Genomic DNA, 18,872 nt, shown 5'->3' with positions numbered 1-18,872 from the left:
TCGGTTACAGACAATCCCAACGCCCCCAGGCGGAAAGAGAGATCTTCGATCGGGTCGGGTGGTGGATCACCGCGGTGACCTCCCGACTCCGCTGTCATTCACGTTAGCGGAGCCGACGCTCCGCCAGACTGCGGGGTGCCGATCCCATCCGCCACTGGAGGCTTCCAGTTGCGCAGCGGTCGCGATCAGCCTCGCGTCGTCGCCGTAGCGGCCGGTGAGCAGCACGCCGACCGGCAGCCCTTCGGCGGTCACGCCGACCGGCAGCGAAACCGACGGCTGACCGGTGACGTTGAAGACCGCGCAGTACGGGGAGAACCGGCGTTGCCGGTCGAAATCCTCCGCCGGGGTACGCCCCTGGGTGAACCAGCCGACCGGCGCCTGCGGGGCCGCCAGGGTGGGACAGAGCAGCAGGTCACAGCCGGCGGTACGACGGACGCCGAGGCGTACCTGCGCCTGGATCTCGCCGAGGGTCGCGGTGAGCGTGCCGGCGGAGATCCCGGCGGCCTGGGTCCGCAGGAAACGGGTAAGCGGCAGCAGCTCGGACTCCCGCTGCGGCGGCACCGGGGCGAGCGCGAGGACGTACCAGACGATCTCGAACAGCGGCCAGACCTGCGGGCCGAGCGGTGCCGGCACCTCGACGACCTCGTGCCCGGCGGCGACGAGCAACTCCGCGGCCCGGTCCACCGCGGCGACACAGTCCGGGTGGACCGGCTCGTCGGCGAGCATCGGGGTGGTGAACCGGCCGACCCGTAGCGGGCCGGGCTCGGCAGCCCGGGCGGCGGCGAGATAGCCGCCCGGCGGCGGTGCCGGCGGCAGGTACGGCTCGCCGGGCACCGGCTCGGCCAGCACGTCCAGCAGCGCGGCCACGTCGGTGACGGTCCGGCCCAGCGGACCGCTGGTCGGCAGGCCGAAGGCGCCGAATCCGAGCGGACCGCCGGAGACCACGCCGCGGCTTGGCTTGTAGCCGATCAGCCCGCACAGCGACGCGGGAATCCGCAGGGAGCCCCCGCCGTCGGAGCCCTGCGCCACCGGCACCAGGCCCGCCGCCACAGCCGCCGCCGCGCCACCACTGGAGCCGCCGGCGGTGTACGCCAACGCCCACGGATTGCGGGCCGGCGGCGCCACCAGGGTCTCGGAGTACAGCGAGCAGCCCAGCTCGGAGGTGGTGGTCTTGCCGAGGCTGATCAGGCCCGCAGCCTGCATGAAGCGCACCACGTCGGCGTCGACGGGCGGTACGAAGTCCGCGAAGGCGGCCGAACCGAACGTGGTGCGGACGCCCGCCGTCAGGGTCAGGTCCTTTATCGCGGTCGGTACCCCGTGCAGTGGCCCACGCCGGGCGGCCGGCGTCGCGTCGGCGGCGCGGGCGGCTTCGCGCGCCAGCTCGGGGGTGACGGTGACGAAGGCGCCCACCGTGTCGCCGAGCGCGTCGACCCGCCGCAGATGATGCTCGACGAGGTCCAGGCTGGACAGTTCGCCACGGGCGAGCGCGGCGGCCTGTTCCAGCGCGGTCAGGTCATGCGGCTCGGCCATGCCGCCATCCTGCCCGCTCAGGCCACTCGTCGCCGCCTCGACACGAGCGTCCGGCCTCAGGCAAGGGTGCCCGGTGGCGACACCCACTCGGACCGTGGTCCACCGACTTCCGCCAACAGGTCGAAATCCCGGTCGTAGTGGAGAACGGTGGCCGCGTACTCGGCGGCAGAGGCGGCGACCATGAGATCCACCGGACTCGCGGCCCGGTGGTGTCCCCGGGCGGTCAACGCGAGTTGCAGGTCCCGCGCTCTCGTCGCCACGGCCGGGGTGATTGGAAGGTCGATCATCAGCTCGGCGCGCCGGGCGCGGATCGTCATCGCATTCCTGAAGTCGCGGGCGCTACGCCCGTCCTCCAGGTCCAACGGTAGGCAGGTCGCGGCCAGCCTCTCCTCGAGCAGCGCCAGGATCCGCTTTCCGACGATCGGCTGGCGGAGGCGGCCCCAGGCCGAGGTGTCGATCAGGTATAGGCCGGGCGGAGGGGTCACGCTGCGTCCCGCCTGCCGCCGGGTGTCTTGTCATCCTCCAGCAAGCCGGTCCAGTCCCGATCGATGGAGAGCAACTCCCGGATCCCATCCATCCGCTCGCTGCGCTCGGCGACCATCCGGAGCGCGGCGTGAATGGTGTCCTTCTTGCTCTTGGTGCCCAGCTCACGACGGGCCCGTTCGAGCAGCTCATCATCAAGATCAATAACAGTCTTCATGGCCCCAGTATATACGAGCATTCCACCCTTATATATCGCCTCGCCCGAGGAAGCGGAGGGCATTGGTGGAGAGCAGGTTGGCGCGCTGGGCGTCGGTGAGGAAGTCGGCCTGGCGGACCACCGCGCCGGCCGGGCGTTCGCCCAGGGGGTACGGGTAGTCGCTGCCCACCAGCACCCGCTCCGCGCCCATGGTGTCCACGAGGAGCCGCAGGGCGGGAGTCGAGAAGACCACCGAGTCGACGTAGAACCTGTCGACGTAGGAGCTGGGCGGCGCGGCGGAGGCACCGCGTACCAGGTCACCGCGGCGGTGCCAGGCGTTGTCGGCACGCCCCAGCCAGAACGGGAAACTGCCGCCACCGTGGGCGAAGCAGATCCGCAACGTGTCCGGCACCCGGTCGAACACCCCGCCGAGGATCATCGCCAGCACCGACAGGTGGGTCTCGGCGGGCATGCCGGTGAGCCACCGGGCCATCCAGCGGTCCAGCCGGGGACTGCCGGCCATGTCCCACGGGTGGACGAAGACCGGCGCACCGACCTCGGCGCAGTGGGTCAGGAACGTCACGATGCCGGCGTCGTCCAAGTCCCGGTCGCCGACGTGGTTGCCGATCTCCACGCCGACGTGGCCGGCCGCCAGGCAGCGGTCCACCTCGGCGCAGGCCGCGTCCGGGTCCTGCAAGGGCACCTGGCAGAACGGCAGCAGCCGATCCCCGCCCGCGGCGGTGACCTCCAGGGTCAGGTCGTTGAAGATGCGGGCCACCTTCACCGCCTGGTCGGCCGGCCGGTCGTAGCAGAAGAAGACCGGGGTGGGCGAGACCACCTGCACGTCGACCCCGTCGGTGCTCATGTCGGCCAGCCGGGTGTCGGCGTCCCAGCACTCCGCGCCGACCGGGCGGAACGGCGTCTCGCCGACCATGATCATGGCGGCGCGCTCCGAGTCGACCCGCAGCCAGGGCCAGCCGGACCCGCCGCACGCGGCGGCCAGGTCCGGCCAGCCCTTCGGTACGACGTGCGTGTGCACGTCCACCACCGGAGACACCATCAGCCCTTGCCCGGGTGCAGGGCGCCGCAGTTGTCGCAGGTACGCGCCGACTCGTCGCCGTAGAACGCGGCGAAGACCGGTGGCAGGTCGGCGGCGATGTCCCGCACCTGCAATTCGACCTCGTGCACCTTGTGCGAGCACTCGGGGCAGTACCACTGGAACTTCTCCAGCGTCCCCTCCTCGCGTACCCGCTCGATCACCATCCCGATCGAGCCGGCCTCCGGTCGCTGCGGCGAGTGCGGCGTGTTCCGGGGCAGCATCCACATCTGGCCCTCGCGCACGTGCACCGTACGCGGACCCTCGGGCAGCATGAGGTTGATGTGCATGTTGCCCTTGACCTGGTAGAAGAACTCCTCGTACGGGTCGACGTGAAAGTCGGTGCGCTGGTTGGGGCCGCCGACCACCATCACGATGAAGTCCTCGGAGCCGGGCAGCATTTCCTTGTTGCCCACGGGCGGCTTCAGCAGGTGCTGGTTCTCGGCGATCCAGCCGGGAAAGCTGAACGGCTCGGCGATCTCACTCATGGCTGGCCTCCTTCTGGGAGCAGGGCGACGGCCTGCATCTCGATCAGCAGGTGCGGATGCGGCAACTGGTGCACGGCGACAGTCGTCCGGGTCGGCCCGGTCGCATCGAAGAACTCCGCCCACACCTCGTTGTATCCCCCGAAGTCATTCATGTTGACCAGATAGCTGGTCACCTGGACCAGGTCGGTCAGCTCGGCACCGACCGACCGCAGCAGGTCCGCGATGTTCTCGATCACCGCCCGGGTCTGTGCCCGGATGTCCAGGTCGGTCGTGCCGAACTCGTCCACCGACACACCCGCGAACGTGTTGTCCGGCCGCCGGGACGACGTCCCCGACACGAAGACGAACCCGCCCGCCACCTTCACATGCGGAAACGCCCCCCGAGGAACCGCCTTCCCGGCAACCACCCGAGCCCCGTCACCCCCACTCACGACAGACCCCCGCGACAACCCGGACGGCCAGCACCAGACCCCCACCCAGCCAGCACCGGCACCGGCACCGGCACCGGCCACACCAGATCCAATCCACCTGGCACCGGCGCACGGACCCCGACCACGTCGAGGGTTCCGGGCAGCCCGACCGGCGCAGGGATCAAGCCTGACCGCCCGGAGCCGGTCGGGCTGCCCGGAACCCCAAGGCCGGTCACGACGAACTCCGCAAGGAAGCCGTACCGAGCTTCTCGACCACAGCCCGGACACGAGCACCAGCACGCAACGGCACCGCGGCAGTCGCCGCGCCGGCCAGAAAGACCCAGCCCGAGCGCAGCCGTACGCCGTGTCGGCCCGCCAGTCGGATGCCCTCGTCGAGCGCCCGACGCGGGTCACCGAGGATGGCCGCCGTCGAGCCGACCTGTGCCACCCGCCCATCGATCTCCAGCAACACGCCCAGGTTGTCCAGCCCGTCCGGCACCCGCGACCAGGGGCCGATCACGAACGCGCCGGCCGACGTGTTGTCGGCGATGACGTCCGGCAGGGAGAAGGTGAAGTTCGCGTACCGGGAGTCGATCAACTCGATCGCCGGAGCGACCGCCCGCACCGCGTCGGTGAAGTCACCGACTGGTTCACCGGGCTCGGGAAGCCGGTCCAGCAGGAACGCCACCTCCGGCTCGACCCGGGGATGGATGAACTCGGCCACGTCGACAGTGCCGCCGTCGGGGACCCGCATCGCATCGGTGAGCCGGCCCCAGATCACCTCGTCCACGCCGACCTGGGCCATCTTCGCCTTGCTGGTCAGCCCCATCTTCAACCCGACGAGCCGTTCTCCCCGGTCCAGCCGGCGCTGCACCAGCGCGGTCTGCACCGCGTACGCCGCGTCGACGTCCAGCCCGGTCTCGACGGCGAGTTGAGCGGTGGCGGTGGCCGTGTCGGCAGCCGTACCGAGCGTCTCGGCAATCCCCGCGATGTCCGGCCCGATCATGATTTTTCCTTGCCGGCCAGGTCCAGCGCCACGTCGACGATCATGTCTTCCTGCCCGCCGACCATCCGGCGTCGGCCCAGTTCCACCAGAATCGATCGGACGTCCACGCCGTAGCGCGCCGAGGCCCGTTCGGCGTGGCGCAGGAAGCTGGAGTAGACCCCCGCGTACCCCAGGGAGAGGGTTTCCCGGTCCACCTGGACGGGCCGGTCCTGCAACGGGCGGACGATGTCGTCGGCGGCGTCCATCAACGCGAAGACGTCGCAGCCGTGCTGCCAGCCGTGCAGTTCGGCGACCGCGACGAAGACCTCCAGCGGTGCGTTGCCGGCGCCGGCACCCATGCCGGCGAGGGAGGCGTCCACCCGGACCGTCCGGCCGGCCGGCGACCCGGGCGGGGCGTCGCCGGCGATCCGGCCGTGTTCGACGGCGATCACGCTGTTGGCCACCCCGAGGGAAAGGTTGTGGTGCGCGTGGATGCCGATCTGCGTGGTCGGCTCAAGCACCTGCCGGTACGCGTCGACGCGCTGCGCCACGTCGGACATCAGCAGCCGGCCGCCGGAGTCGGTGACGTAGACGCAGTGCGCGCCGTACGACTCCATCAGCTTCGCCTGGGCGGCCAGCCCGGCCGGGTCGTTCATGTGCGACATCATCAGGAAGCCGGCCACGTCCATGCCGTTCTCCCGGGCCCAGGAGATGTGCTGGGCGGAGATGTCTGCCTCGGTGCAGTGGGTGGCGATCCGGACGCTCGTCACCCCGAGCGCGCGGGCGGCCTTCAGGTCGGCGATGGTGCCGATGCCGGGCAACAGCAGGGTGGTCAGCTTCGCCCTCTTCATCACCTCGGCCGCCGCCGCGATCCAGTCGGCGTCGCTTGCCGCACCGTGGCCGTAGTTGACGCTGGACCCGGCCAGACCGTCACCGTGGGCCACCTCGATCGCGGCCACCCCGGCGGCGTCCAAGGCGGCGGCGATGGTGCGGACCTGGTCGACGGTGTAACGGTGGGCGATGGCGTGCATGCCGTCGCGCAACGTGACGTCCTGGATGTACAACTCGGTCACTTGGCCAGCACCTCCGCCCGCAGGGCGACCAGCCGCTGCGCGGTGCGCAGCGCGGCCGAGGTCATGATGTCCAGATTCCCGGCGTACGCGGGCAGATAGTGCCCGGCGCCGGAAACCTCCAGGAAGACCGATACCTGCCACCCGGTGAGCTGCCGTCCCAGCGACGGTACGTAGCTGTCGACGCGGTCGAACTGCACGTCCTGCTTGAGTCGGTACCCGGGCACGTACTCCTGCACGGTGGCCACCATGTCGCCGACGGAGGCGGCGACGGCGGCGCGGTCGGCGTCGGGGTCCGGGCAGAGGCAGTAGACGGTGTCGCGCATCAGCAGCGGCGGGTCGGCGGGATTGAGCACGATGATCGCCTTGCCTCGGTCGGCGCCGCCGACCACCTCGATCGCCCGGGCCGTGGTCTCGGTGAACTCGTCGATGTTGGCCCGGGTGCCCGGGCCGGCCGACCGCGAGGCGATCGACGCGACGATCTCCCCGTACGCGACCGGGGTCACCCGCCGCACCGCGGCGACGATCGGCACGGTCGCCTGCCCACCGCAGGTGACCATGTTGAGGTTGGTCTCGCCCAGGTGTTCCTCCAGGTTCACCGGCGGTACGACGTACGGGCCGATCGCCGCCGGAGTCAGGTCGATCACGGTCCGCCCGTGCGCGCGCAGCACCGCGTCGTTGTGCCGGTGCGCACCGGCCGAGGTGGCGTCGAAGACCAGGTCCACGTCGGCGAACTCGGGCATCGCGACCAGACCCTCGACACCCTGCGCGGTGGTGGCCACGCCGAGCCGGCGGGCCCGGGCCAGCCCGTCAGAAGCCGGGTCGATACCCGCCATCGCCACCATCCGCAGCGATTCCGACAACCGCAAAACTTTGATCATCAGGTCGGTGCCGATGTTGCCCGACCCGATCACCGCCACACCCGTCATCCGTCGACCTCCCTGGAGGAGAAGCAGGTCCGGACCGAGCCGAGACCGGAGATCCGGGCCTCGTACGCGGCACCCGGCGTCACCGGCACCATCGGGCCGAGCGCGCCGGAGAGCACCACGTCACCGGCGCGCAGCGGGTCACCGGCGAGGGCCATCGTGCCGGCCAGCCAGGCCAGCGCGTGCAACGGATTGCCCAGGCAGGCCGCTCCGGCCCCCACCGACACCGGCTCCCCGGCATGTTCGAGGACCATCCCGCACAGCCGCAGGTCGACCTCGGCCGGCCGGCGGGGCGTGGTGCCGAGCACGAACAGGCCGCTGGAGGCGTTGTCGGCCACCGTGTCCACGATGGAGATGTCCCAGCCGGCGACCCGCGAGTCGACGATCTCGATGGCCGGGAGCAGATGGTCGACGGCGCGCAGCAGGTCGGCGGTGGTGACCCGGTCGTCGGGCAGGTCGGCGCCGAGCACGAAGGCGACCTCCGCCTCCACCCGGGGTTGCAGCAGGCGGCCGATCGTCACCTCGCTGCCGTCGGGCACCGCCATCGCGTCGGTGAGCACCCCGAAGTCCGGCTCGTACACCCCGAGGCTCTCCTGGACCGCCCGGGAGGTCAGCCCGATCTTCGCGCCGACCCGCCGCTGGCCGGACGCCAGCCACTCGCCCACCTGGCGCTGCTGCACCCGGTACGCGGCACCGACGTCGCCCTGTGGAAGAAGTCGCCCGCGCAGCGGTGGGCAGGGCTTGCCCGTGTCGCGCGCCTCGGCCAGTTCCCGGGCCGCCATATCAAGATCGCTCATGACGGCACTCCGCTTCGCTGCGTGCCGTCATGAGGCACCACCGCACTGAACCCGATGATTCGCTCACTCCGTTCGCTCATGACAGGTCCACGCAGACGTTCGTCAGCTCGGAGTAGAAATCCAGCGAGTGCACGCCACCCTCGCGACCGATGCCGGAGGCCTTCACCCCACCGAACGGGGTCCGCAGGTCGCGTAGGAACCAGGTGTTGACCCAGACGATGCCGGCGTCCAACCGGGCACCGGCCCGGTGCGCCCGGCCCACGTCACGGGTCCAGACCGTCGCCGCCAGGCCGTACTCGGTGGAATTGGCCAGGGCGTACGCCTCGTCCTCGTCGTCGAACGGCGCCACGTGCACCACCGGGCCGAAGATCTCCTCGCGGTTGGTCCGCGCGTCCGGGCCGAGCCCGGTCAGCACCGTCGGCTGCACGTACGCGCCAGAGTCGCGGGCGTCGTCGAACCGGGGCACCCCGCCACCGGCGAGCACCCGCGCGCCCTCGGCCCGCGCCAGGTCGTAGTGCCCGAGCACCTTGTCCCGGTGGCCGTGGGAGATCAGCGGCATGTTCACCGTCGCCTCGTCGGCCGGCCAGCCGTACGCCAGCTCGCCGGCGCGCTCGGCCAGCCGCGCGGTGAACTCCTCGAACACCGGCCGCTGCACGTAGATCCGTTCGGTGCAGAGGCACACCTGACCGCCGTTGGTGAAGCTCGACCGGACCGAGCCGGCCACCGCCGCGTCCAGGTCTGCGTCGGCGAATACCAGCCCGGCGTTCTTGCCGCCAAGCTCGAAGCTGACCGCCTTCACCCCGTCGGCGGCGGCTCGCATGATGGCACCGCCGGTGGCCGACTCACCGGTGAAGGTGATCGCGTCGACGCCCGGGTGACGGGTGAGGAACTCACCGGCCGATCCGGGCCCGAAGCCGTGCACCAGGTTGAACACGCCGTCCGGCACCCCGGCCGCCGCCATCACCTCGGCGAGCAGCGTGGCCGACGCGGGCGTCTCCTCGCTCGGCTTGACCACCACCGCGTTGCCGCAGGCCAGAGCGGGGGCGACCTTCCAGGTGAGCAGCAGCAGCGGCAGGTTCCACGGCACGATCACCGCGACCACGCCGACCGGCTTGCGCACCGCGTAGTTGAGCGCCCGACCACCGGTCGGTGTGACAGTGGTGAACGACTCGGTCGGCGCGGTCGCCACGATCTCCGCGAAGGCCCGGAAGTTCGCCGCGCCCCGCGGGATGTCCAGGGTGCGGGCCTGCGAGATGGACTTGCCGGTGTCGGCGACCTCGGCGGCCACCAGGTCGTCGAAGCGACGCTCCAGCTCGTCGGCGACGCGGCGCAGCACCTCGGCGCGTTCCCGCTCCCCCGCCCGGCCCCACGGGCCCCGCAATGCCGCCCGGGCCGCCGTCACCGCGTCGTCCACCGTGGACCGGTCAGCCTCGGCCACCTCGAACACCGGCTCGCCGGTCACCGGGCTGCGCTTGGTGAACCGGGTTCCGGCAGCGACGAACTCGCCGCCCACGAAGTTCCGCAGCAGACCGGGACCGTCAGGTGCCCGTCCGGCCATCAGCCGGGGATCCCAGAGCGTCATCCGCGTCTCCTGAGCCCGAGCGCCACCGCCGCGCCGACCACCGCCGCCAGGCCGGCCGCGGCCAGGCCGACCACCTGGTACTGCTGGCGGACCCGACGCCGCACCTGCGCGTACGGGACGGTGGAGAACGACACCAGTTCGTACTGGGAGACGTACCGGCCGGGCAGAGCACGCTCCAACGCGTGCTCGACGCGCTTTCGGGTCCGGAAGACCGGGGAAGCGACCTTGTCGCGCATCTCCACGAAGTTGGCAAGCGCCATCCGGGCGATCGCCTCGGCATTGTCCTGTCGGCGCCGCTGGAACAGCGGCAGCGCCGCCGACCAGTCCCCGGCACATTCGTCGAGGCAGCGGTCCAGCTCCACCACGTCCTCGAAGGCGCAGTTCGCGCCCTGGCCGTAGAACGGCACGATGGCGTGCGCCGCGTCGCCGAGCAGGGCGACGCGGCCGTCGACCTGCCACGGATCGCACCGCACCGTGCCGAGCACCCCGACCGGGTTGTGCTGGTAGTCGTCGACCAGGTTCGGAGCGATCGGCGGCAGGTCCGGATAGTGCTGCGCGAAATGCCGCTCGATCGCCGCCGCGCTGCCCAGCGAGGCGAAGCTGGCAGTGCCGTGGGTGGGCCAGAACAGGGTGCAGGTGAAGGAGCGGTCCGGGTTGGGCAACGCGATCATCATCGAGGTGCCGCGCGGCCAGATGTGCAGCGCACCCGGGTCCAGGGCGAAGTCGCCGCCCAGCGGCGGGATGGTCAGTTCCTTGTAGCCGTAGTCGAGGAAGTCGACGCTCTCGGTGACCAGGTCGTGGGCGAGCAGTTGCCCGCGTACCGCCGAACCGGCGCCATCGGTGCCGAGCACCACCCGCGCGCCCGCGGTGACCGTGCCCCCCGGCGTCTCGAAAGTCATCGTCGCGGTGGCCGGGTCGAGCCCGACCAGCCGGTGCTCGAAGGCGATGCGCACCCCCGGCAGCTTGGCGGCGGCCTCCAGCAGGGCGTTGTTCAACGCGCCCCGGCTGATCGAGTTGATCGCCCGGTCGCCGGAGACGCTGTACGACTGGAATCCCGGTGCCCCGGCCACCGGATGGATCATCCGGCCCCGCATCGGCAACGCGTCCGCCATCACCTGTTCGGCCAGCCCGATACGACGCAGCGCGTCGAGCCCCCGCTCGGAGAGCGCCAGGTTGATCGACCGGCCCCGCTCGGGGGCGCCGCTGCGCGGATCCGGGCGCCGCTCGTAGAGCGCCACCTGATGACCCCGGCGCGCCAGGAAGCAGGCCAGCAGGCAACCGGCCAGCCCGGCACCGACCACCGCGATCTCGTCGCGTTCCCCGGTCACCGGGCCGCCTCCGAAACCGTCGCGGCCAACGCGTCCGCGACTCGCCAGCAGTCATGGAACGTCGAGTAGAGCGGCACCGGGGCGAACCTGACCACATCCGGTTCCCGGGCGTCGGCGATCACCCCGTGCTCGTGGCGCAGTCGCTTGGTCAGCTCGTTGGCGCTGCCCGCGCCGATGCGTACCGACAGCTGGCAACCGCGTCGGCGCGGCTCACGCGGAGTGATCACGGTGAGCGGCCGGCCGGCGGTGACCTCGTCCAGCAGCCGCTCCAGGTAGCCGGTGAGCCGGAGGCTGCGCGCCCGCAGCGCCGGCATGCCAACCGAGTCGAACAGTTCCAGCGAGGTGCGGACCGGCCCCATCGCGAAGATCGGTGGGTTGGAGATCTGCCACGCCTCGACGGTGGCCGGTGGCCGGCTCACCGGAGCCATCTCGAACCGGGTCTGCGCCGCCGTGCTCCACCACCCCTCGAAGCGGGGCAGGCTGTCGTCGCCGTGGTGCCGCTCGTGCACGAAGACCCCGGCCAGCGCGCCGGGCCCCGAGTTGAGGTACTTGTACGAGCACCAGGCGGCGAAGTCGACGTCCCAGTCGTGCAGCGACAACGGCACGTTGCCCGCCGCGTGCGCCAGGTCCCACCCGACGACCGCGCCGGCGGCCCGGCCGGCCGCGGTGATCGCCGGAATGTCCATCAGCTCGCCGGTGAGGTAGTTGACGCCGCCGAGCAGCACCAGCGCCACGGTGTGGCCCTCCGCCGCCAGGTAGCCGGTGATGTCCTCGGTGCGCAGGGTGTCCTCACCGGGACGGGGCGCGAGCCGGACGACCGTGCTGTCGGGGTCGAGGCCGTGGAACCGTGCCTGGCTGCGCACCGCGTAACTGTCCGACGGGAAGGCGGCGTCCTCGATGACGATCCGGGTCCGCTCGCCCGCCGGTCGGTAGAAACTGACCATCAGCAGGTGCAGGTTGACCGTCAGCGAGTTCATCACCACGGTCTCCGTGGGCAGGGCGCCGACCAGTCGGGCGGCCGGCGCCGTCAACAGCTCGTGGTACGGCAGCCAGGGTCGTTCCGCCGCCAGATGCCCCTCCACGCCGAGCCGGCTCCAGGCGTCCAGATCGGCCAGGAGTTCGTCCCGGGTGGCCCTCGGTTGCAGGCCGAGCGAGTTGCCCGCCAGGTAGGCGGCCTCCGGATAGCGACCACCGTCGGCCGGCGGCACGTGGAACAGGTGCCGATGCCCCGGTTCGGCCGCGTCGAGGCGGAGCGCCTCGGCCTCGGTGTCGTTGCTCATCGTCGTCACAACCGCCTCACATCGCCGTCCGGGCCGACCACAGCTCCGGGAAGACCACCCGGGCCATGCTGCGTTGCAGCCACGCCAGCCCGGCGGAGCCGCCGCTGCCCACCTTGGCGCCCATGGTTCGCTGAACCGCCTTGATGTGGTGGTGCCGCCAGTCACCGAACTGCTCGGCCACCTCGGTCAGCGCCTCGCCGAGCAGCCGCAGGTGGTTGTCCGGGCCGGAGTCGGCGTAGATCCGTACCCAGGCCGCCTCGACGGCGGGGTGCGCCTCGTGCTCGGTGGCCACGTCCCGCTCCAGCAGGTCAGCAGGCAGGTCGTGACCGTGCCGGGCGAGCAGGGCGACCACCTCGTCCCAGACGCTCGGGGTGGTCAGGGCGTCGGTGAGCTCGGCGTACACCTCGGTCTGCCGCCGGAACGGGCGGATCAGTGCCGGGTCGCGCAACCCGAGCAGGAACTCCAGGTGGCGGTACATCGCCGACTGGAAGCCCGACCCCTCCCCGAGCAGGTTGCGGAAGCGGTTGAAGTCGGCCGGGGTCATCCAGCGCAGTCCCCGCCAGGCCGCATTGAGCCCTTCCAGGTGCAGCGCGGCGCGGCGCAGCGGGGCCAACGCCTCCCACACCCGGTCGGCGCGCAGCAGCCGGGACGTCTCCCGCAGTTCGTGACAGGTCAGGCCGAAGTACAACTCCATGATCTGGCTGACCATCAGGAACGACATCTCGCCCGGGTCGGCGCTGAGCGGCTGTTGCAGGCGATGCAGCGTACTGGCCTGCACGTACGCGTCGTACGGCACCCGCTCGGCGAATTCCAGGGTGGGCTCGCCGCCGTTGCGGGCGGCGCGCGCCACCCGCTGCCGTGCGGTGACCGGACGCACCTCCGTTCGGGGGCGCAGATCCGTCTGCTCCATGCGTCCGCTCCTTCCGGCTCGCCCGTCCAGTCATGATCTCCTGCGAGGTTGGCCGGACGGAATGCCTGTTCAACGGCGCTTTCCGTGGTCGACCTATGAAACGGAAGCCGCTCGTCGGGTTCGACCTGTCGGACGTAAGGTCACGGGCATGGACGAGATGGACTGGGCCCTGCTCCGCGAGTTGCAGGCCGACGCACGGTTGTCCTTCAGCGAGTTGTCCCGGCGGGTGCACCTGTCCCCACCCGCGGTCGCCGAGCGGGTGCGCCGACTGGAGGAAACCGGCGTGATCAGTGGGTACCACGCCCACGTCGACCTGGCCCGGGCCGGTCGCAACGTGGTCGCGCTGATCCGGATGTCCTGTTACGGCGCCCGCTGCATCCTGCACGACCCCGACGTCGCGCGATGGCCGGAAATTCTGGAGATCCACCGGATCACCGGTGACGCGTGCAGCGTGCTGAAGGTCGCGGCCGGTTCGATAGGCGATTTCGAGGCGGTCATCGACCGCCTGGCCCCCTACGGGCAGCCGTCGAGCACGATGGTCCTCTCCACCCCGCTCGCCTGGCAGCCCGTCACCCCGAGGGAAGGTTCCCCTCCGGACAGCCGTCCCCGTCGCCGGGAGGCGGGTTAGCTGCCGGAGCAGGGGGAAAGCCACCCGGGTCGCCCCAACAGGCCCGGTACGCCGGTGCCGGGAGGGAGGGGATCATGCGAGGTCTGCAACCGTACGGAGGCGTCCACCGCGCCCCGTCGACCATCGCCCGACTGTTCGGGGCCTTCGTCCTGATCGCGGCGTTCGCTCTGGCCGGGCTGGCCCTGCCCGGTGCCGCACCTGCCAGCGCGAATGAGAACACCTTCGTCGAGGTGACGCCGAACAGCGTCCAGGCCGGTTCCCGGGTGCACATCCGGGCCAGCTGCGACAACGCCAACGACCGCCAGGCCGAGGTGACCTCGGACGCCTTCAACCGGGTCTTCCTCCGGCCGGACAACGGCTTCCTCACCGGTTCGGTCACCGTGCCCGGCAACAAGGCGGCTGGCGACTATCCGGTGCACCTGCGCTGTGACAACGACCGGACCGCCAGCACCACGCTGACCGTGCTGAACATGGAACAGCCCACCAAGGGGCCGGCGACCGGTGGCGGCGGTACGGCCGACCGGGGCACCGGCTCGATGCTGCTGCTGGGCGGCGTCGCCACAGTGGCCGCGGCGGTGGTCTTCGGACTGCTGAGCAGCCGGCGTCGAGCCGGTTCCTGACCCACCGTCGCCATGGCCGGCTTCCGCGTACCCGCGCCGGAACCGGGCCCCGGTCCACGGCGAACCACCACCCGTCGGAGCCAGCGGGTCCGGCGGAGGGTGGTCGCGGCGGCTGGCCGGCTGGTCCGGGTCGCGGCGCAGATGGGTTCGGCAAGCGTCGCCACGCCCGATCCGGCGGCGGCGCCGCTACCACCCCGGCGGCCACGGGCCTCGGCGGTGGCGACCGGACATCACGGTCGTCGCTCCGGGCCGGGGCTACCGGTACTGGTGATCGGTTCGCTGATGCTGCTGATCATCGCGATGCTCGGCGTCGAACGGTTAACCGGGCTGAGCCTGCTACCGGACCGCTTCATCGCCGGGCTGGCGCAACCACCCAAGAAGTTTCCGCTGCTGGCGGCGAGCGAGCCGGTCGGCATCGAGATCAACAAGATCGACCTGGCGGCACCGGTGCACAACGTGGGCATCGCCCCCGACGGCAGCATCGCCGCACCGCCGGCCGAGCGGGCCCAGGAGGCCGGCTGGTACGACCAGGGGCCCACTCCCGGTCAGTACGGACCGGCTGTCATCGTGGGGCACGTCGACACCACCACGGGCCCGGCCGTCTTCCATCAACTGCCCCAGCTGCGGGCCGGTGACCGGGTCGAGGTTGCCCGTTCGGACGGCTCGGTGGCGGTCTTCGAGGTCGACCGGGTCGACCGGTTCGACAAGGAACAACTGCCGACGGACGACGTCTTCGGTGACTTCAGCCGTCCCCAACTGCGGCTGATCACCTGCGGCGGGCGCTGGGTCGGCGGGGAGACCGGGTACGCGGACAACGTGGTGGTCTTCGCTTCTCTGGTCGAGGCTCGTTAGGTGTTGCTGTTGGGGGTTTTCGGGGGAGCCCGACCCGCTCCGGGCGGTCAGGCTTGATCCCTGCGCGGGTCGGGCTCCCCCGAAAACCTGTTCGGCGTACTCGCCGCCTGGCAGCGCAGAGTGTCGTCCGCGCAGGCTGGTGTGGGATCTGAGTGGGCAGGCCGGTGGCAGGCGGCGCGTGTTCGTTGGGTCAGGCGGCTTCGGGTTCGCGGAGATCCAGCCAGTCGGCCCAGCGCGGGTCGGGGGCGCGGTGGCCGAGCACCCGCCAGGCGATCCCCTTCGGGGCGGTGGGCAACGCGTGCAGCCGCCAACCCAGCTCGGCCGGGGTCTTGTCGCCCTTGGTGTGGTTGCACCTGGCACAGGCGGCGACCACGTTCTCCCAGGCGTGCCGGCCGCCCCGGCTGCGGGGAAAGACGTGGTCGATGGTCTCCGCCGGGCCCCGGCAGTAGGCACACCGCCAGCCGTCCCGGGCGAAGATCGCCCGGCGGGACAGACCCACGTGGGTGCGGTACGGCACCCGGACGAAACGGGTGAGCCGGACGACCGAGGGCACCGGCAGCGCGCTGCGCGCGCTGTGCAGGATGCCCTCACCGTCGGCGACACATACCGCTTTGGCGGAGAGTACGAGAATCGCGGCACGACGTACCGACACGACACACAGCGGCTCGTAGGTGGCGTTGAGGACCAGCGCGCCGGAGCCCACCGTGGGTCGTATGTCAGGCATCGCGTCACCCTCCCGGTCAAGCGGCTTACCACTCGCCACCGCCGACCGGCGTCGGGCACAGCCCCACACCACGTCGACGCCGGCCGGATCACCGACGTCCGCTGCGCCAATAGTCCCTGATCGGAACCGGGAATGCACGTACTAATCCTGGGTAGCCCGCGCCTTCCCCCGGCCGCGCTCGGCCGGCCGGGCGGCACCGGCCGGTGGGTCGACGGCGGACCCGCCGACCGGTTGAGGTACGAACACAGGGTGACCGTCAGCAGCCTCAGCCCCACCCCCGCCCCGTCCAGTCCGGAGCCGGCCGAAACACCGAGCCCGGAGTGCCTGGACGAGGCGCTGTGCAAGATCGTCTGGAACTGGACCGACTCGGTGTGGTTCGCCGAGGGCAGCTTCTGGATCCTCGTCAAGCCACTGCGGATCATTTTGATCCTGCTGCTGGCGTTGGCTGCCCGATGGCTGGTGCACCGCACGATCCGTCGACTCGTCCGCAGCACCAGCGACGCCGGTGTGCCGACCATGCTCCGCCCGCTGCGCGAGCGCATCCCGACCGCCGCCACCGAGCCTGGCGAGTTCGTTCCGGAGCGTCGCCGGCAGCGTGCCGAGGCCATCGGTTCGGTGCTACGGAGTATGAGCACCGCGTTCATCTTCGGCATCGCCCTACTGATGGTGCTCAAGGAGTTCAGCTTCGACCTGGCCCCGCTGCTGGCCAGCGCGGGCATCGCCGGCGTGGCCCTCGGCTTCGGCGCGCAGAGCCTGGTCAAGGACCTGATCGCGGGGCTGTTCATGCTGATCGAGGATCAGTACGGGGTGGGCGACAACGTCGATCTCGGCGAGGCGACCGGCGTGGTCGAGGCGGTCGGGCTCCGGGTGACCACCGTCCGGGACGCCCGGGGCGTGCTCTGGTACATCCGCAACGGCGAGATCATCCGGGTGGGCAACAAGAGCCAGGGGTGGGCGCTGGTGGTGGTTGACCTGCCCATCGGTTTCGCCGGCACCGAGGAGGCGACGGCCGTGCTGCGTACCGCCGCCGCGTCGATCGCGGTGGACCCGGAACTGGCCAGCTCGATCGTCGAGCCGCCGGAGGTCCTCGGCGTCGAGCAGGTCACGGTGGAGGGCACGGTGATGCGCACGGTGGTGAAGACGACCGCCGACGGTCAGTTCACCGTCGCCCGGGAGCTGCGTCGCCGACTGGCCGAGGCGCTGGAGAACTCGGGTATCACGGCGAGGATCGCGGCGGGCCGCCTCTACCCCGGCATACCTACTCGATCGGACTCCGAGACCGGTCAAGGCGGCGCCACCTGAACCGACCGGCGGGGGTCGCGACTGAGCGGCCCCCTCGGGTATCGTCCGTTCGTTCAGTCGGAGATGCGACCAACCAACCGTTCGCCCTAGCCAGTTGTCAGACGATCGGGCAGAATCCGGTGCACGCGCTTACCGAGCGGTGTCACGTCCTCGCTGATCCGCAGACCTGACGATGGTCCCGGGCCGCCATCACGAGTGGCCAGACACCGGGACGATGGAGGCGATGGTGTCCGACGAGCGACCTTCTCCGGAGGGGCCGGCCACCTTCCGGGAGGTTTTCGCCCAGCGTGAGTACCGCGCCGTCTTCGCGGCCAGCACGCTGACCTGGGTCGGTGACTACGTCGCCAGGGCAGCCGTCACCCTCCTGGTCTACCGGGAAACCGAGTCCGTGGCGCTGTCGGCGGCCGCCTTCGCGGTCAGCTATCTACCGTGGCTCGTCGGCGGCCCGTTGCTGGCCACGATCGCCGAACGGCACTCGTACCGACAGGTGATGATGGTCTGCGACCTCATCCGGATGTCGCTGATGCTGCTGGTCGCCATCCCCGGGACGCCGGTGCCGTTGATCCTGGTGCTGCTGTTCGCCACCACGCTGGCGAACCCACCGAGTCAGGCCGCCCGGTCGGCCTTGCTGCCGCTGATCCTGCCCGGGGACCGACTCGTCGTCGGGCTGTCCGTCAACGCCAGCGTGGGGCAGGCCGCCCAGGTGGTCGGTTACCTGCTCGGCGCCGCCATCGCGACGGTCAACCCCACCGCCGCGCTGTTGATGAACGCGGTCGCCTTCGCGCTGTCCGCCGTGATCGTCCGGCTCGGGGTGCACGACCGACCACCGGCGATGACCAACGCCCACCGCAGTCACCTGCTGCGGGAGACCGCCGCGGGCTTTCAGATCGTCTTCAGGACGCCGGTGCTGCGTGCTATCGCCGTCCTGGTCTTCAGCGCCATGCTCTTCTCCATCGTGCCGGAGGGGCTGGCCGCCGCCTGGGCCAACGAGCACGCCGGCCAGAGCATGGACCCCGGGCTGGCCCAGGCCGTGATCATGGCAGCCACCCCGGCCGGCTTCATCCTCGGCGGGCTGATCATCGGCCGTACCGTCGCACCCGCCCGCCGACTGCGCCTGTTACGGCCGTTGGCCGTGGGCGCCCCGCTGGCGCTGGTGCCCGCATTGTTGGATCCGCCGCCGGTGGTGGTGGCGCTACTCGCCGCCATCTGCGGATTCGCCGTCGCCGGGCTGATTCCGACGGCCAACGGGCTCTTCGTCCAGGCCCTCCCGGACGGCTTCCGGGCCCGGGCGTTCGGTGTCATGGCGACCGGCATGCAGGTCATCCAGGGTGCGGCCGTGCTGGTGACCGGGCTGCTCGCCGAGCGCTTCCCGATTCCACTCGTGGTGGGGGTGTGGAGCGTCGCCGGGGTGCTGTTGATGTCGATCGTCGCCCTGCGCTGGCCCGACCAGCAGACCGTGGCCGCCTCCGTCGACGCCGCCCGAGCCGCCTCCGTCGCGAGTGCCGATGCCACCGCCCCTGCCGGATCGTCCGGGGACACCTCTGCCGAGGATCCCGGGCCCGGACACGTGGGTCCGGGACGGCCTCGGCACGCGGTGACCTGAGCCACCCTCGTTCACCCGGTGCCGACCGGGCGAGCGCCCCGGCGGGCCTGGCAGGATGGAAC

The 18,872-nt window shown here is 71.2% G+C and carries 20 protein-coding genes; 5 read left to right on the top strand and 15 right to left on the bottom strand.

Annotation, left to right across the window (positions count from 1 at the left end; all coding sequences use genetic code 11):
• Window positions 1–66: 66 nt before the first annotated feature.
• From O7624_RS22130 to O7624_RS22065, 14 genes are all read right to left on the bottom strand, one after another.
• Window positions 67–1,530: an amidase gene (locus tag O7624_RS22130; protein ID WP_282237108.1), complete on the bottom strand. Its 1,464-nt coding sequence runs from the start codon at window positions 1,528–1,530 to the stop codon at window positions 67–69.
• A gap of 56 nt (window positions 1,531–1,586) precedes the next feature.
• On the bottom strand, window positions 1,587–2,015 hold the full coding sequence (locus O7624_RS22125; RefSeq protein WP_093411265.1) for a PIN domain-containing protein: 429 nt from the start codon (window positions 2,013–2,015) through the stop codon (window positions 1,587–1,589).
• Window positions 2,012–2,230: a type II toxin-antitoxin system VapB family antitoxin gene (locus O7624_RS22120; protein WP_093411321.1), complete on the bottom strand. Its 219-nt coding sequence runs from the start codon at window positions 2,228–2,230 to the stop codon at window positions 2,012–2,014. Before O7624_RS22120 ends, O7624_RS22125 begins: the two co-directional genes overlap by 4 nt.
• 28 nt (window positions 2,231–2,258) lie before the next feature.
• Complete coding sequence (locus tag O7624_RS22115; RefSeq protein ID WP_282237107.1) at window positions 2,259–3,269, bottom strand: amidohydrolase family protein; 1,011 nt, start codon at window positions 3,267–3,269, stop codon at window positions 2,259–2,261.
• A complete protein-coding gene (locus O7624_RS22110) occupies window positions 3,269–3,793 on the bottom strand; it encodes a 3-hydroxyanthranilate 3,4-dioxygenase (protein ID WP_093411261.1) in 525 nt (174 codons plus the stop codon). The genes O7624_RS22115 and O7624_RS22110 overlap by 1 nt, the downstream gene beginning before the upstream one ends.
• Complete coding sequence (locus O7624_RS22105; RefSeq protein WP_282240713.1) at window positions 3,790–4,242, bottom strand: RidA family protein; 453 nt, start codon at window positions 4,240–4,242, stop codon at window positions 3,790–3,792. The genes O7624_RS22110 and O7624_RS22105 overlap by 4 nt, the downstream gene beginning before the upstream one ends.
• 193 nt (window positions 4,243–4,435) lie before the next feature.
• Window positions 4,436–5,209 (bottom strand): fumarylacetoacetate hydrolase family protein, encoded by a 774-nt coding sequence (locus O7624_RS22100; RefSeq protein WP_282237106.1) that lies wholly within the window; start codon window positions 5,207–5,209, stop codon window positions 4,436–4,438.
• Window positions 5,206–6,261, bottom strand: a complete 1,056-nt coding sequence (dmpG, locus tag O7624_RS22095; protein WP_282237105.1) for a 4-hydroxy-2-oxovalerate aldolase — start codon at window positions 6,259–6,261, stop codon at window positions 5,206–5,208. Before dmpG ends, O7624_RS22100 begins: the two co-directional genes overlap by 4 nt.
• Entirely contained in the window at window positions 6,258–7,187 is a 930-nt protein-coding gene (locus O7624_RS22090) for an acetaldehyde dehydrogenase (acetylating) (protein ID WP_282237104.1), read from the bottom strand. The genes dmpG and O7624_RS22090 overlap by 4 nt, the downstream gene beginning before the upstream one ends.
• Window positions 7,184–7,981, bottom strand: coding sequence for a fumarylacetoacetate hydrolase family protein (locus O7624_RS22085; RefSeq protein ID WP_282237103.1), 798 nt, complete (start codon window positions 7,979–7,981; stop codon window positions 7,184–7,186). Before O7624_RS22085 ends, O7624_RS22090 begins: the two co-directional genes overlap by 4 nt.
• Before the next feature lie 76 nt (window positions 7,982–8,057).
• Complete coding sequence (locus O7624_RS22080; protein ID WP_282240712.1) at window positions 8,058–9,539, bottom strand: 2-hydroxymuconic semialdehyde dehydrogenase; 1,482 nt, start codon at window positions 9,537–9,539, stop codon at window positions 8,058–8,060.
• Between the two features lie 20 nt (window positions 9,540–9,559).
• Window positions 9,560–10,891 (bottom strand): NAD(P)/FAD-dependent oxidoreductase, encoded by a 1,332-nt coding sequence (locus tag O7624_RS22075; RefSeq protein ID WP_282237102.1) that lies wholly within the window; start codon window positions 10,889–10,891, stop codon window positions 9,560–9,562.
• The gene (kynU, locus tag O7624_RS22070; protein ID WP_282237101.1) at window positions 10,888–12,171 is read right to left on the bottom strand and encodes a kynureninase; all 1,284 of its coding nucleotides are present in this window, start codon (window positions 12,169–12,171) and stop codon (window positions 10,888–10,890) included. Before kynU ends, O7624_RS22075 begins: the two co-directional genes overlap by 4 nt.
• 16 nt (window positions 12,172–12,187) lie before the next feature.
• On the bottom strand, window positions 12,188–13,081 hold the full coding sequence (locus tag O7624_RS22065; protein ID WP_282237100.1) for a tryptophan 2,3-dioxygenase family protein: 894 nt from the start codon (window positions 13,079–13,081) through the stop codon (window positions 12,188–12,190).
• Between the two features lie 148 nt (window positions 13,082–13,229).
• Here O7624_RS22065 and O7624_RS22060 point away from each other — a divergent pair, with 148 nt between their 5' ends.
• The 3 genes from O7624_RS22060 to O7624_RS22050 all read left to right on the top strand — a co-directional run bounded on the left by O7624_RS22060 (window position 13,230) and on the right by O7624_RS22050 (window position 15,181).
• Entirely contained in the window at window positions 13,230–13,709 is a 480-nt protein-coding gene (locus O7624_RS22060; RefSeq protein ID WP_093411243.1) for an Lrp/AsnC family transcriptional regulator, read from the top strand.
• Window positions 13,710–13,783: 74 nt separating this feature from the next.
• The gene (locus tag O7624_RS22055) at window positions 13,784–14,329 is read left to right on the top strand and encodes a hypothetical protein (protein WP_282237099.1); all 546 of its coding nucleotides are present in this window, start codon (window positions 13,784–13,786) and stop codon (window positions 14,327–14,329) included.
• Between the two features lie 12 nt (window positions 14,330–14,341).
• Complete coding sequence (locus O7624_RS22050; protein ID WP_282237098.1) at window positions 14,342–15,181, top strand: class F sortase; 840 nt, start codon at window positions 14,342–14,344, stop codon at window positions 15,179–15,181.
• A gap of 190 nt (window positions 15,182–15,371) precedes the next feature.
• On the opposite strand, the gene O7624_RS22045 is transcribed toward O7624_RS22050, so the two are convergent.
• Entirely contained in the window at window positions 15,372–15,905 is a 534-nt protein-coding gene (locus O7624_RS22045; RefSeq protein ID WP_093411314.1) for an HNH endonuclease, read from the bottom strand.
• A gap of 249 nt (window positions 15,906–16,154) precedes the next feature.
• Between O7624_RS22045 and O7624_RS22040 the strand changes: the two genes are divergently transcribed.
• Together O7624_RS22040 and O7624_RS22035 are read left to right on the top strand one after the other, a co-directional pair.
• Entirely contained in the window at window positions 16,155–17,207 is a 1,053-nt protein-coding gene (locus O7624_RS22040; protein WP_282237097.1) for a mechanosensitive ion channel family protein, read from the top strand.
• 223 nt (window positions 17,208–17,430) lie between these two features.
• Window positions 17,431–18,810: an MFS transporter gene (locus O7624_RS22035; protein ID WP_282237096.1), complete on the top strand. Its 1,380-nt coding sequence runs from the start codon at window positions 17,431–17,433 to the stop codon at window positions 18,808–18,810.
• The last annotated feature ends 62 nt before the right edge of the window (window positions 18,811–18,872 follow it).

Source organism: Verrucosispora sp. WMMD1129, from assembly GCF_029581255.1.
Classification (GTDB): Bacteria; Actinomycetota; Actinomycetes; order Mycobacteriales; family Micromonosporaceae; genus Micromonospora; species Micromonospora sediminimaris.
Note: the sequence above shows the minus strand (reverse complement) of the source record. Positions and strands in the feature narration are given on the sequence as shown.

What these genes read in the sequence shown, in the direction of transcription:
- O7624_RS22130 (WP_282237108.1), bottom strand. Translation starts at nt 1,530, where the DNA reads ATGGCCGAGCCGCATGACCTGACCGCGCTGGAACAGGCCGCCGCGCTC.
- O7624_RS22120 (WP_093411321.1), bottom strand. Translation starts at nt 2,230, where the DNA reads ATGAAGACTGTTATTGATCTTGATGATGAGCTGCTCGAACGGGCCCGT.
- O7624_RS22115 (WP_282237107.1), bottom strand. Translation starts at nt 3,269, where the DNA reads ATGGTGTCTCCGGTGGTGGACGTGCACACGCACGTCGTACCGAAGGGC.
- O7624_RS22110 (WP_093411261.1), bottom strand. Translation starts at nt 3,793, where the DNA reads ATGAGTGAGATCGCCGAGCCGTTCAGCTTTCCCGGCTGGATCGCCGAG.
- O7624_RS22100 (WP_282237106.1), bottom strand. Translation starts at nt 5,209, where the DNA reads ATGATCGGGCCGGACATCGCGGGGATTGCCGAGACGCTCGGTACGGCT.
- O7624_RS22090 (WP_282237104.1), bottom strand. Translation starts at nt 7,187, where the DNA reads ATGACGGGTGTGGCGGTGATCGGGTCGGGCAACATCGGCACCGACCTG.
- O7624_RS22085 (WP_282237103.1), bottom strand. Translation starts at nt 7,981, where the DNA reads ATGAGCGATCTTGATATGGCGGCCCGGGAACTGGCCGAGGCGCGCGAC.
- O7624_RS22080 (WP_282240712.1), bottom strand. Translation starts at nt 9,539, where the DNA reads ATGGCCGGACGGGCACCTGACGGTCCCGGTCTGCTGCGGAACTTCGTG.
- kynU (WP_282237101.1), bottom strand. Translation starts at nt 12,171, where the DNA reads ATGAGCAACGACACCGAGGCCGAGGCGCTCCGCCTCGACGCGGCCGAA.
- O7624_RS22065 (WP_282237100.1), bottom strand. Translation starts at nt 13,081, where the DNA reads ATGGAGCAGACGGATCTGCGCCCCCGAACGGAGGTGCGTCCGGTCACC.
- O7624_RS22060 (WP_093411243.1), top strand. Translation starts at nt 13,230, where the DNA reads ATGGACGAGATGGACTGGGCCCTGCTCCGCGAGTTGCAGGCCGACGCA.
- O7624_RS22055 (WP_282237099.1), top strand. Translation starts at nt 13,784, where the DNA reads ATGCGAGGTCTGCAACCGTACGGAGGCGTCCACCGCGCCCCGTCGACC.
- O7624_RS22050 (WP_282237098.1), top strand. Translation starts at nt 14,342, where the DNA reads ATGGCCGGCTTCCGCGTACCCGCGCCGGAACCGGGCCCCGGTCCACGG.
- O7624_RS22045 (WP_093411314.1), bottom strand. Translation starts at nt 15,905, where the DNA reads ATGCCTGACATACGACCCACGGTGGGCTCCGGCGCGCTGGTCCTCAAC.
- O7624_RS22035 (WP_282237096.1), top strand. Translation starts at nt 17,431, where the DNA reads ATGGTGTCCGACGAGCGACCTTCTCCGGAGGGGCCGGCCACCTTCCGG.